9 protein-coding genes are annotated in these 12,246 nt (G+C 67.3%); 3 read left to right on the top strand and 6 right to left on the bottom strand.

The window, feature by feature from the left end; all coding sequences use genetic code 11:
* Positions 1 to 9: 9 nt before the first annotated feature.
* Positions 10 to 750, top strand: coding sequence for a metallophosphoesterase (locus K359_RS0129010; protein WP_029082469.1), 741 nt, complete (start codon positions 10 to 12; stop codon positions 748 to 750).
* Positions 751 to 980: 230 nt separating this feature from the next.
* Here K359_RS0129010 and trxA read toward each other — a convergent pair whose 3' ends face one another.
* The 4 genes from trxA to K359_RS0128990 form a co-directional block, all read right to left on the bottom strand.
* Positions 981 to 1,301 (bottom strand): thioredoxin, encoded by a 321-nt coding sequence (trxA, locus tag K359_RS0129005; RefSeq protein ID WP_016847387.1) that lies wholly within the window; start codon positions 1,299 to 1,301, stop codon positions 981 to 983.
* A gap of 114 nt (positions 1,302 to 1,415) precedes the next feature.
* The gene (gene addA, locus K359_RS0129000; RefSeq protein WP_029082468.1) at positions 1,416 to 4,892 is read right to left on the bottom strand and encodes a double-strand break repair helicase AddA; all 3,477 of its coding nucleotides are present in this window, start codon (positions 4,890 to 4,892) and stop codon (positions 1,416 to 1,418) included.
* On the bottom strand, positions 4,886 to 8,032 hold the full coding sequence (gene addB / locus K359_RS0128995; RefSeq protein WP_029082467.1) for a double-strand break repair protein AddB: 3,147 nt from the start codon (positions 8,030 to 8,032) through the stop codon (positions 4,886 to 4,888). The genes addA and addB overlap by 7 nt, the downstream gene beginning before the upstream one ends.
* Positions 8,033 to 8,112: 80 nt before the next feature.
* Positions 8,113 to 9,471 carry a LysR family transcriptional regulator gene (locus K359_RS0128990; RefSeq protein ID WP_245284749.1) on the bottom strand — a complete coding sequence of 453 codons (1,359 nt, stop codon included), beginning with the start codon at positions 9,469 to 9,471 and terminating at the stop codon, positions 8,113 to 8,115.
* Here K359_RS0128990 and K359_RS64630 point away from each other — a divergent pair, their 5' ends adjacent.
* Together K359_RS64630 and K359_RS0128980 are read left to right on the top strand one after the other, a co-directional pair.
* Positions 9,472 to 10,044: a hypothetical protein gene (locus tag K359_RS64630; RefSeq protein WP_245284748.1), complete on the top strand. Its 573-nt coding sequence runs from the start codon at positions 9,472 to 9,474 to the stop codon at positions 10,042 to 10,044.
* 2 nt (positions 10,045 to 10,046) lie between these two features.
* Positions 10,047 to 11,060 carry a DUF2891 domain-containing protein gene (locus tag K359_RS0128980; protein ID WP_029082465.1) on the top strand — a complete coding sequence of 338 codons (1,014 nt, stop codon included), beginning with the start codon at positions 10,047 to 10,049 and terminating at the stop codon, positions 11,058 to 11,060.
* Between the two features lie 12 nt (positions 11,061 to 11,072).
* Here K359_RS0128980 and K359_RS0128975 read toward each other — a convergent pair whose 3' ends face one another.
* Positions 11,073 to 11,795 carry a nucleotidyltransferase family protein gene (locus tag K359_RS0128975; RefSeq protein WP_029082464.1) on the bottom strand — a complete coding sequence of 241 codons (723 nt, stop codon included), beginning with the start codon at positions 11,793 to 11,795 and terminating at the stop codon, positions 11,073 to 11,075.
* A gap of 115 nt (positions 11,796 to 11,910) precedes the next feature.
* On the bottom strand, positions 11,911 to 12,231 hold the full coding sequence (locus tag K359_RS0128970; protein ID WP_029082463.1) for a PilZ domain-containing protein: 321 nt from the start codon (positions 12,229 to 12,231) through the stop codon (positions 11,911 to 11,913).
* Between the last annotated feature and the right edge of the window lie 15 nt (positions 12,232 to 12,246).

Raw genomic sequence — 12,246 nt, 5'->3', positions numbered from 1 at the left:
ACTGACATCATGCGCTTTGCTGCGATCGCCGACATCCACGGCAACCACCTCGCGCTCGAAGCCGTGCTGTCGGACATTCGCGCCCAGGGAATTCTGGACATCGTCGATCTCGGCGATATGGTGAGCGGGCCGCTCGCCGCCCGGCCGACCATCGACATGCTGATGGCGCTCGACGCCGTCCATCTGCTCGGCAATCACGACCGCTATCTGATCGACCGTCCCCACGAGAAAATGGGCTCATGGGAGCGGCTGACCTATACCCAGCTCGAGCCGCGGCATCTCGACTGGCTGCGCACGCTGCCGGCGAATGCGGTCTATCGCGACGAGGTTTTCCTCTGTCACGCAACGCCTCAAGATGACGAGACCTATTGGCTCGAGACGGTGCTGCCGGGCGGCGAAGTTTTGATGTCCACGCTTGAGACGATCGAAGCGAGGGCCGCCGGCGTGACGCAATCGCTGATCCTATGCGCACACACCCATATCGCCCGCGCGGTGCGGTTGCGCGACGGCCGGCTGATCGTCAATCCTGGCAGCGTCGGTTCGCCCGGCTATCGCGCCGGCAAGCCGCATCCGCATGTGGTCGAGGCCGGTTCGCCCGATGCGCGTTATGCGATCCTTGAACGGGTTGATGGCGATTGGGCCGTGACGTTCCGCCATGTGCCCTACGATCACGCGGCGATGGCAGCGCTGGCGCGGCAGCACGGCCAAGCCGAGCTCGCCTCGGCGCTGGCGACGGGATGGATCAGGTAGTCCGCTTGTCCACGTGGAACATTCGTCACACGCGGGCTTGACCCGCGTGTCCATCGTTCTTCGCAAGAGCACTTTCCGAAGCGGATGGATGGCCGGGCGTAGGCGAGCGGAAGCGACGCCGTCCTTTGGACGGCTATGCCCGGCCATGACGGATTGAGATTTGGTCTCGCACAAAACAAAACGGCCGGCATGACGCCGGCCGTTCCGCAAATCAGCTAATTCGAAACGGATCAGACCGCGGCGGTGATCCACTGCTGCAGCTTGGCCTTCGGAGCGGCGCCGACCTGACGGGACGCCATCTCGCCGCCCTTGAAGATCATCAGGGTCGGGATCGACATCACGCCATATTTCGACGCGGTCTTCGGGCTCTCGTCGACGTTGAGCTTCACGATCTTGACCTTGTCGCCCATCGCGCCGGAGATCTCATCGAGAGCGGGCGCAATCATGCGGCAGGGGCCGCACCACTCGGCCCAGAAGTCGACGACCACCGGCCCGGTCGCCTTGAGCACTTCGGCTTCGAAATCGGCGTCAGAAACCTTGCCAACGGCCATCGGAATACCTCGTTCGGTTGAGACAAAGGGGCGGTTGAGAATCGCGCCCGGGAGCATGGGCCAAACCTATGAACGCCCCCTTGCCGGGTCAAGCTCGCTCACGCCGACATGATCTTATGCCAGCCCGGCGTCCAGCGCGGGGGCCGAAATCTCCATGATTTCAGGCGTTTCGGTCCAAAGCAGCGCGGCCCGGATGGGCTTCTGGGGATAAAGCCTGGCGAGCACCGCGCGGTATAGGGCGAGCTGCCGGACATAGCCCCGCGGGGCCTCGGCGGCGGTCTTTGGCGGGGCGTGGTTGGTCTTGAAATCGACGATCAGGACGTCATTTGGCGTCACCACCAACCGGTCGATCTGGCCCGAAACCAGCGCCTTCGGCTGGCCCGGCCGCTCCAGCCGCCCGACGATCGAGACCTCCGCGCGGCTGCCGGGCGCGAACACGGCGGCAAAGCGCGGATCGGCGATCACGCCGAGTACCTGCTCGGCAAGCGCAGCTTGCTCCTGTTCGTTCCAGCCATCGGCATTGCGCGCGAGATAGCCGAGCGCGGCCGTGCGCCGCCGCTCGCTGGCGACGTCGGGCAGCGACTGCAACAGGCGATGCACCAGCGTGCCGCGCTGCAGGGCGCGGGCGCGCAGCAGCACCGATTCGCCGGTTCGTATCTGATGGCTGTCGTCATCGGCGGGATCGGATGGGCGCAGCACGCCTGCGGCGGAGGCCTCAGGTGCGGCCGCAGCCCGCAGCCAGGACGGCAGCGCGACCGGCGCCGCGGCCGTTGACGCGGCAGCGCCCGTGACATCGGCGACGTCGTCCGGCCGCGAATAGCGCATCACCTTGCCGGCCGGCGTCTCGATCTCCTCGAGCTCGAGCCCGGCATTGGCGAGCCCCTTGGTGATCAGATCGTACCAGGAGGATTTCCGCACCGTGTTCGTGTTGCCCGGCATGCAGCCGCCGACGATCAGCCGGTCGGCCGCACGTGTCATCGCGACATAGAGCAGGCGGCGATATTCGTCCTCGGTGTCGCCGAGCATCGCCTTGCGCGCGTCGGCGACGTTGGGGGGATCCTCGGCCTTCTTGCCGGCCCACACCACGACGCCGGGCGCATTCGGCGCGGCATTGCCCTGTGGCAGATGGATCAACCGCAGCCGCTGGGTGTCCGACGGCGAGGTCGTGGTGTCGACCAGGAACACCACCGAAGCTTCGAGGCCCTTGGCGCCGTGCACGGTCATGACGCGGACCTCGTCGCGCGAAATCTCCATGTCGCGCTTCACCTCGGTGTCGGCGGCGCGCAGCCAGGCGATGAAGCCTTGCAGCGAGGCCGGGGCCTTGCGCTCATAGTTCAGCGCGAGTTCGAGGAATTCGTCGAGCGCGTCGTTGGCTTCGTGGCCGAGCCGGCGCAGGATGCGCGCCCGCCCGCCATCGCCGCCGAGCAGCCAGGCGTAGAACGCGAACGGTGTCTCCTGGGTGAAGCGGCGCTCGCATTGCTCGAGGCGGCGCAGTGCGGACGACAATCGCTCGTCGGCCGGGGCTTGCGCGGCCAGCGCGTCACGCAGCGAGCCGCGGCGCTGATACGCTAGCTTGAACAGGTCGTCGTCGGTGAGGCCGAACAGCGGGCTCTTCAGCGCCACCGCGAGCGCGAGATCGTCCTGCGGCAGCAGCAGCGCGTCGGCGAGGTTCATCAGGTCGATGATCGCGATGTGCTCGGTCAGCTTCAGCCGGTCGGCGCCGGCGACCGGGATGTTGGCATGCTTCAGCGCCTGGATCACCGCGTCGAACGCGTTGCCACGCCGCCGCACCAGGATCAGCATGTCGCCATAGCGCAACGGCCGCCGCGCACCGACGCTGCCGGTCATGGTGCCGCTCGTGACCAGGCGCTTGATCTCCGCCTGGATGCGCCGCGCAAGCTTCACTTCGGGGCTGGTCACCGAGACGCCGTCGAACGGCGCGCGCCAGCCCTCGATGTCCTGCCGGTCATCGGCAACAGCGAGATCCCAGAGCTCGATCAGGCTGGGGCCGGCATCGGCCATCGCATTGTGGATCGGGTAGCCGTTCTCGACCGCATGGATGCTGCGAAAGATCTCTTGCTCGCGGAACACATGATCGACCGAATGCAGGATCACCGGTCCCGAGCGGAACGAATAGGTGAACGACACCGGATCGAATTTCAGCCCGGCCTCCTCGAACCGCCGCTTCAGCTCGCGGCGCCGCAGGTCGAATTCGCGGGGTGCGGCGCCCTGGAACGAGAAGATCGACTGCTTCTCGTCGCCGACCGCGAACACGGTGCGCACGAGGCCGTCGCGCGCGCCGGCGCCGGAGGTGAACTCCGAGATGATGTGGGCGACGATGTCCCATTGCCGCGGGCTTGTGTCCTGCGCCTCGTCGATCAGCACGTGATCGACGCCGCGGTCGAGCTTGTAATGCACCCAGCCCGAGGAGACGCGGTCGAGCATCGCCAGCGTCTTGTCGATCAGATCGTCATAGTCGAGCAGGCCGCGTTCCAGCTTCTCGCGCCGGTAATGCGCGGCGGCTGAGGTCGCGATGTGGATCAGCGCCTCGGTGCGGTCGCGCGCGACCAAGGCGCGGCGCTGTTCGATCAGGGGACCGAGGCGGTCGACCTCCGCCTCGAACCGGTGGCCTGCGACAGCATTCTTCTTGATGAAGTTGTTGGTGATCATGGATGCGCGCGGCGCGCGGTCATCGGTCAGGAAGACGCCGAGATATTCGTCGACCTGGGCTGCCCCGGTGAAATTCAGCGCGCTCCGCAGCCGCTCGGCCTGCTTCTGATCCGCCTTGCTGCTGGTGTCGAGGAGGGTCGCCATCTCCCGCCAGTTCGACCGCGGCAGGTTCGGTCCGTCGACGATCTCGCGCTCGACATCCTCGATACGATCGTCGGAAGAAACGCCGAGCGCGGTCGACATCTGCGCGGCGGCGGCCGCGGCGCTGCCGGCGGCATCGGTCCAGGCCATGAAATGGTCGCGGCTGAGGCAGGCCTCGCGGACTACATCCTTGAAGGTGACGTCGGCCGCACTCGCCATCGCCGTCATCAGCGCGCGACCAATCGGGCTGTCGGGATTGCGCGAGGCCTCCAGGAACACTGCCAGATTGGCGCGCTCCATCATCTCGTTCTGGTCGCGGTCGTCGAGCACGGCAAAGCGCGCCGGCACGTTGGCCTCGAACGGAAACTGTTGCAGCAGGCGGGTGCACAGTGCGTGGATGGTCTGCACCTTCAATCCGCCGGGCGTCTCCAACGCGCAGGCAAACAGCTTGCGCGCCTCGCGCCGCAGCGTGGCGGATGGATGCGCGATGCCGGCCTCGCGGATCGCGGTGTCGAGCGCGGCGTCGTCGAGCGTTACCCAATGGCCGAGCGTCGTGAACACGCGCTCGGCCATATTGGCCGCGGCGGCCTTGGTGAAGGTGATGCAGAGGATCTTTTCCGGCGGCACGCCTGACAGCAACAGGCGGATCACGCGCTGGACCAGCACATGCGTCTTGCCCGAGCCGGCATTGGCCGACACGAAGGTCGACGCCTTCGGATCGGACGCGCGCGCCTGCGCGTCGCGCACCGCGGGCGGAATGGGACGGGGCGCCTTCACCATTCCTCGATCCCCAGGCCGCCGGCCGCGGACCATTCCTTGATGCGCGCGAGATCGTCATAGGCGCCGTAGCGGTTCGCCCACATCGAGAGATTTAGCGAGGTGTAGGCCTGCTGCTCGTCGTCGAAGGCGCGGATCAAGGCTTCCAGCTTGCGCCGCGCGCTGTCGGCGGCTTCATCGGGCGGCTGCGGCGTGTCGCTGGTCTTGATCTTCAGCTCCAGCGAACGCTGCTCGCCCGGCGGGTTGTTGCCGCTCAGCCTGACATAGACGAGGTCGCCGACCGAGGAATCGGCCGGAATCTCGGCAAAGCCGCCCTCGCGCAGGATCGCGGCTTCCAGCGTGAGCTGCGGCGACAGGCCCATGCGCACCTGCTTGCCGGTCGGCGGCTGGCCGGTCTTGTAGTCGAGGATCGCAAAGCTGCCGTCGTCGCGCCGCTCGATGCGGTCGGCACGCGCTGAGAGGGTGAACGTCCTGGCATCGTCGAGGGGAATGCCGATCTCGCCGCGGATCTCGGCTTTGATGGCGTCGATACCACCGCGCCGGGCCTGCTCCCATTCGGCAAACCAGGCCGCGATGCGCTGAAAGCGCGGCCACCACAGCGCGCGCGCCTCGGGCCGCTCCATCAGTGGCGCAAAATATTTGCCGCCGATCTCGCGCAACGTGCGCATGGTGTCGGGGGGCAGCGCGTCGGCATAGACCTGCGTAAACTCGCCGAGCGCCTCGTGGATCGCCGAGCCGCGATCGGCGGCCGACAGCGGCATGTCGACGGGGTCGAGCGGATCGAGCTTCAAGATGTAACGCGCGTAGATCGTGTAGGGATCGCGCAGCCAGTCCTCGATCGCGGTAACAGACATTTTCAGCGGCCGCGCCTCGCGTGGTGGCCGCGGCTCCGGCTGCGGGATCGGCTCGACCTTGTCGGGCCGGTCGAGCTCGGCCGCATATTGCACGTAGGTTTCGCCGGCCGAGGTCGCTGCCTTCCAGCGCGCTTCGCCTGCAACAGCTTCGAGCCGATGCAGGAAGCGCGAAGCAACCGCCGGCGCGCCGCCGACCTTGGCGGCATGGGTGAGGATCACCTCGTCATGGCCGAGCAGCTGGGCAAAGTCGTGCGCGGAGAGGCCGATGCGCCGCTCGGGGAGATCGAGCCCGAGCTCATGCCGCATCGGCCGGCTCAGCCAGGGATCAATCCGCGGCGTCGGCGGCCAGACGCCCTCGACCAGGCCGCCGAGGATGATGCGATCAGACTCCGTGAGACGGGCCTCGAGCTGGCCGTAGATGTTGAGCTGCGCCCGCGCCGATTCCGGCCGCCGTACCATGCGGTCGGCAAACGCGGTCTGGAACACCTCGGGATAATCGGCGAGCGGCGTCATCAGCCCGCTCGGCTGCTGCCTGGCGAGCAGTTCGTCGAACGCGGACGCCAGCGACGCACCGGCGCGCCCCTCGAAGACGACGGCAACAGCGTTCTGGTCGGCCGACAGCGCGATCAGCGCCTCGCGGTGGCGCGATGCCAGCTCCGCGAAATCATAGGGCTTTGCCGACGCCACGCCTTCCAGCGGCGCCAGCGCGGTCTGAAGTTTCTCGATCAGGGCCTGTGCCTGATCGAGCTCGCGGTCCCGCAACCGGGCGCGGGGCTCCATCTTGTGCAGCGACGAGGTCTCGCCGCCATTCAGCTTGACGAGCTCGGCGCGGAAGCGGGCGAAGTCGCGCGCCAGGCCACCGGTTCCGGCTTGCGGCCGTGTGCCGCGCAACAGTGCGATCTCCAGCACCTCGATCGCGCGTTTCAGCGCACCGTGAGCGCCGCCGAGCCGGAACAGCGGATGCTTGAGCAGCGCGAGCAATGTCGGCGGCTCCAGCCCCTTGGCCGCGGCCTCGGCGGTGAGGCGGGCGAACACGCCGGCCGGCGTCTCCATCAGCGCATCGCCGCCGGAATCGTCGAATTCGAGCTTCCAGCGCGTCAGCGAGGCCATCACGCGCCGTGCCAGCGCGCGATCCGGCGTCACCAAGGCGGCTGATTTGCCGAGATGCCGCGCCTCGCGCATCGCGACTGCGATCGCCAGCGCCTCCATCTCCGGATTGGGCGCCTCGACCACGGTGAGGCTGGTCATCCCGGCGGAAATCCGCGCGACGATCTCAGGCCGCTCCAGCCGGTCGTGCCACTGCGCGGTCGCGGTCGACGGGCGCATCGTCTCCGACACCAGCACTTCGCGGCCGAGCGGCGCCGGCTCGGCAAGGCTCTCGACATCGCGGCGCTTGATGCCGAAGCGGTCGAGCAGCGCGTGCATCGCGAATTGCGGGTGGTTCGACGAGGGCGGCGTCGTGAACCGGCCTTCGTCGTTGCGCTCGCCGCCGATCGTGTCCCAGGACTCCTCGTCGAGATCGGTGTCGAGACCGGGCAGCACCACCGCGCCGTTCGCAAGCTTGGCCACCGCGTGGAGGAATTTTGCCGTGGCCGGCATCGAGCCGGTCGAACCGGCCGCGATCACCGGGCCGGCGTGATGCACGGTGAGCCGAGCAGCCTCTGCCTCGATTAGGAGATCGCGGCGCGCCGCCGGCTCGATCCGGCCGATTTCCTTGAGGTAGTTCGGCCAGGCGTCGCGCGCGATGCGCAGGAAGTCGAGCGAGTGCTGCCAGTATTTGTCGAGCTGGTCCGGCACCAGGCGGTCGAGCTCGCGCCAGTCGACGCCGCGCGTCACCATGTCGTCCATCAGCCGCGCCAGGTCGCTGGCGAGTTGCAGCGTCGAGGCAGGACCGCCGACCACGAGCGGCGCCGACACCGGCGTCTTCGCCCAGGCCGCGACCAGATGCGCCAATGTCAGCCGGCGCTCGAGCTCGCCGAGCCTTGGCGGGATCTCCAGCGGCGCGGCGCCTCCGACGTCGTCGCCTTGGTCGGCGAAGGCGAGCTCGTCCTCGTCGATCTCGCCGAGCGCGACGATGCGCGGCAGCACCGCAGCGTCGGAATCGAGCACATCGAGGAAGATTTCGCGCGCCAGCCGTCCGGCGCGTCGGGTCGGCAGATAGAGCGTGGCGTTGGCAAGCTTTGCCGGGTCATTGCGCACGTCAAATCCCGCGACCAACCGTCCCTCGACCAGCGCCGAGATGACGTTGCGCAGGAACGGCGCAGAGACGGGAACGCTGAAAACGCGCATGAGCTGCCTGATTCGAATCAGGCGCCAATATAGGGAGCGGCGGCCGTCGTTAGCCACCCCTGTCGGTCAACCGTCACCGCTCAATAGCGCAGCCGGCTGCCGCTGCGATCGACGGCATCCAGGAACCAGCGCAACGCCGGATCCTGGGCGGCGCGGGTCGTATGGATCAGGTCGATTGCGAAGGCCGGGATGTCGATCGGCGGTGCGACGACGGCAATTTCGGCGAGATGCGTGAAGCGCCGGGCGACGCGCTCGGCCAGCGTGGCGATGAGATCGGTGCCTGCCACAGCGAAGGGAACGGCCACCACATGCGCAAGCGTCACCGCCACCCGCCGCTTCAAGCCGCGGCGCGCCAGCAGCGCGTCGATCACGCTCGGCAGGCCGTCGCCGCCGGCCGCCGAAAACAGCGCGTGCGGCAGGGTCGCATAATCGTCCAGGCTCAGGCGCTCCGATCGGTTCGCGCGGGCCGCGTCGCGGATGCAGACGAAGCGCTCCTCGAACAGCCGATGCCTGATACAGCGCGGCGAGTCCGGCAGGTGGCCGCCGATCAGCGCATCGAGTTCGCCGCGCTCCAGCTTCGCCAAGGCCGCCGTCGCGTCGGTCAACGGGCGCACGGCGAGGTCGATGTTGGGTGCTTCCATTCGCAGCAAACGCGTCAGCTCCGGCACCACAACGAGATCGCCATAATCGGTCGCAGCGATGGTGATGCGCCTTCGCGCGGTGGCCGGATCGAAGGCCAGTTCGGGCGCCAGCGCGCTCCTGACCTGCCGCAGCGCCTCGCCGATCGGTCCGGCCAGCGCCAGCGCCTTTTCGGTCGGCTGCATGCCCGCGCCGGCGCGCAGGAATAACTCATCCGCAAACAGCGCCCGCAGCCGCCGCAACGCGCTGCTCATCGACGGCTGGGCGAGCCCGATGCGCTCGGCCGCGCGGGTGACGTGGCGCTCCTCCATTAGCGCCTCGAAGGCGACCAGCAGGTTGAGATCGACGGCGGCTAAATTCATCGAAGTAATAATGCTTATATAAATAATCGATTTCAACAATGATCTGCTCGAGCCTATGGTCGCCGCGGACATGACGATGAGGCGGAAGGATTTGGGGCGATCATTGGCGAAGCTCGTGCCGCGCGGACCGACACTGCTGATTATCGGTGTTCTGGCCGGGCTGGCTTTCCCTGGCTTGGCGGCCGCCGCGCGCCCGCTGATGGCGGCGGCGATTTTTGTCCTGGTGCTCGGCACCTTTCTCCAGGTCGACGGCGCGCGTTCCGGCGCGCGCTGCGGCGCCCGCTGGTCTGGCTGCTGTTGCCGGCGCTCGCGATGCTGGCCTGTCCGCTTGCGGTCGGTTTCGCGGCGCGCGGCGCCGGACTTCGGCCGGAACTGGTCGTCGCGCTGGTGCTGTCGGTGTGTGCGCCGCCGTCGAGCGGCACGGCGGCGGTCGCGCATATGCTCGGCTTCGATGCGACCGTTCCGCTTGTGGTGACGCTGCTGTCGATGGCGCTGGCGCCGGTCACGGTGCCGTTGATTGCCGCAGGTTTTGCTGATCTCGCGCTCGATCCGCTGGCGCTCGCCACACGCTTGGCGCTGCTGGTCGGCGGCGCCGGCGCGCTGGCGTTGCTGCTTCGCCATCAGTCCGCTGGACAATTGATACGGCATGCGCGCGTCATCGACGCGCTCGTGCTCGCCTCGCTGTTGCTGTTTGCGGTTGCCACCATGGCCGGGGTACGTGCGCAGTTCGAGGCGCAGCCGCTCGCCGCGCTCACCTGCGTCGGCCTTGCCTTCGGCTGCAATCTCGCCCTGCAAGGGCTTGGCGCGCTGCTCACGCCGGGCCCTCTGGCCGCGCGGTTGACCAGCGGTCTCGTGCTCGGCAACCGCAATGTCGGACTGGTCTGGTCGGCAATGGGTGCGGCGGTGTCGCCGATGACGGCACTGTTCTTCGCGGCCACCCAGTTTCCGATCTATATGACGCCGCGCCTGATCGAGATGTTTGTCCGGCGCGAGCGAAAGGAGAATGCCTGACCATGAGCGAGACGATCCTGACCGAACACCTCGCCGTTCGATTCGCTCGCATCGCGCTCGGCCATGTCACGCGCGAATACCCGAACAAGCCGGATCATGTGCTGGCCGGGCCGCAGGACGCGCGCACGCCGCGCGAACTGCATCCGGTGTTCTTCGGCAGCTATGACTGGCATTCCTGCGTCCACAGCTACTGGATGCTCGCGCGGCTGTTGCGGCGATATCCGGCATTCGAAGCCGCGGATGATATCCGCGCTCTGTTCGACGCGCAGTTCGTTGCGGAAAAGGTCGCGGCCGAATGCGCCTATCTCGCGGCTCCGACCGCGCGCGGCTTCAAGCGTCCCTATGGCTGGGGCTGGCTGTTGAAGCTCACGGCGGAGCTCTCATCGCTCGACGACATCAGGTGGCGCGAGCAGATCGCGCCGCTTGCCGAGATATTCGCACAGCGCTTTCGCGATTTCCTGCCGATCTCCACGTATCCGGTGCGGGTCGGCACGCACTTCAACACCGCGTTCGGGCTTCGCATGGCCGCTGACTACGCCACCGCGATGCACGACGATGCGTTCGGCGCGCTGTTACGCCACACCGCACTGCGCTGGTACGGAGCCGATCAGGATTGTCCCGCCTGGGGCGAGCCGAGCGGCGACGACTTCCAGTCTTCCGCGCTGATCGAAGCCGAATGCATGCGCCGGCTGCTCTCGCCCGCCGACTTCCTGCCCTGGTTCGACCGCTTCCTGCCGCGGCTCCTGCAACACGAGCCGGCAACCTTGTTCCGGCCCGCCACTGTCACCGATCGGACCGACGGCAAGCTTGCGCATCTCGATGGGCTCAATCTCAGCCGCGCATGGTGTTGGCGGGCGCTGGCCGGCGCATTGCCGGAGGCCGATGCGCGTCGCCCGCTTCTGCAGGATGTTGCGCGGCGCCAGCTCGACGCCGGCCTGCCGCATATCGCCAGCGACTATATGGGCGAACATTGGCTTGCGAGCTTTGCGGTGCTCGCCATCGAAGCCGATGACTAACGGCGGCGTCGTTTACGCGACGCTTTCCAGGAAAGCATCTTCAGCGGCCTGGATCGCGTCGGGGGTTCCGACATGCATCCAGACGCCGTCGAGGCGCAGGCCGAACAGCCGTTCCTGTTCGTTGACACGGTCGAACACCTTGGTCAGCGAGAACTCGCCGGCCGGGGCGTCGGCGAACAGCGAAGGCTGCATGATCGCGGCGCCGGCATAGACGAACGGCACCACCTGGTGCTCCCGCCGCTTGCGCAGCGCGCCGTCCGGCAACATCGAGTAGTCGCCGCGGCCGCTATAGCCGATGCTCGATGCGGTCGGCGCCATCAGCAGCAGGATATCCATCCGCGCGGGATCGAAAGCTTCCGCCAGCCGCGCCAGATTGGAGCGCACGCCGTCGATCCACATCGTGTCGGCATTGAGATGGAAGAACGGCGCATCGCCGAGCAGCGGCAGCGCCTTCACCACCGCGCCGCCGGTGCCGAGCACCTCGTCGCGCTCGTCCGAGATGATCACGCGCGGGCGGCTGCGGGTCTTGACGTGCTCGATGATCTGGTCGGGCAGATAGTGCACGTTCACGACGGCTTCGCTGACGCCGGCGCCGGCGAGCTTGTCGAGCACATGGTCGAGCAGCGGCTGGCCGGCGACGCTGACCAGCGGCTTCGGCATCGTGTTGGTCAGCGGGCGCATGCGCACGCCGAGGCCCGCAGCGAGCACCATGGCCTTGTGGGGGGTGACGGGCATCTTCCGTATATTCTCGGTCATCATCTCTCGGCGCCGATCATATCACGGCGATTCGGCAAGCACATCGATCAGACGCCATAGTCACCGGACATGACGGCCGTAAGACGGCAACAACCTAGACGTCGGCAGCCTGTGCACCGCGTCTGGCAGTTTTCTTCTTCTTGTCGCCTTGTTTGAGGAAGTTGACGCCGATCTGGTCGCCATTGACCCATGCCAGCTCGCAGCGGCGATAGGCCAATCCTGTGGACGACAGCAGCAGAAAAAACTCCTTCAGGTTCAGGCCCTCGACCGAGCCCTCGACGGTGAGCTTGGCACCCGTCTCGGACACGTCTTCCATGGTGCAGTCGCGCCGCCAGGTGCCGTCAATGCCCATCATGTGCGCGGCGATGCCGCGCTCAAACGTGACACGATCGCCCCTGCGTCGTTCCGTCGCCATCGTGTAGTCCCGCTC

The organism is Bradyrhizobium sp. th-b2 (genome assembly GCF_000426785.1).
In the GTDB taxonomy this organism is placed as follows: domain Bacteria; phylum Pseudomonadota; class Alphaproteobacteria; order Rhizobiales; family Xanthobacteraceae; genus Bradyrhizobium; species Bradyrhizobium septentrionale.
The sequence above is the reverse complement of the archived record's forward strand: the minus strand, read 5'-3'. Positions and strand labels throughout refer to the sequence as shown.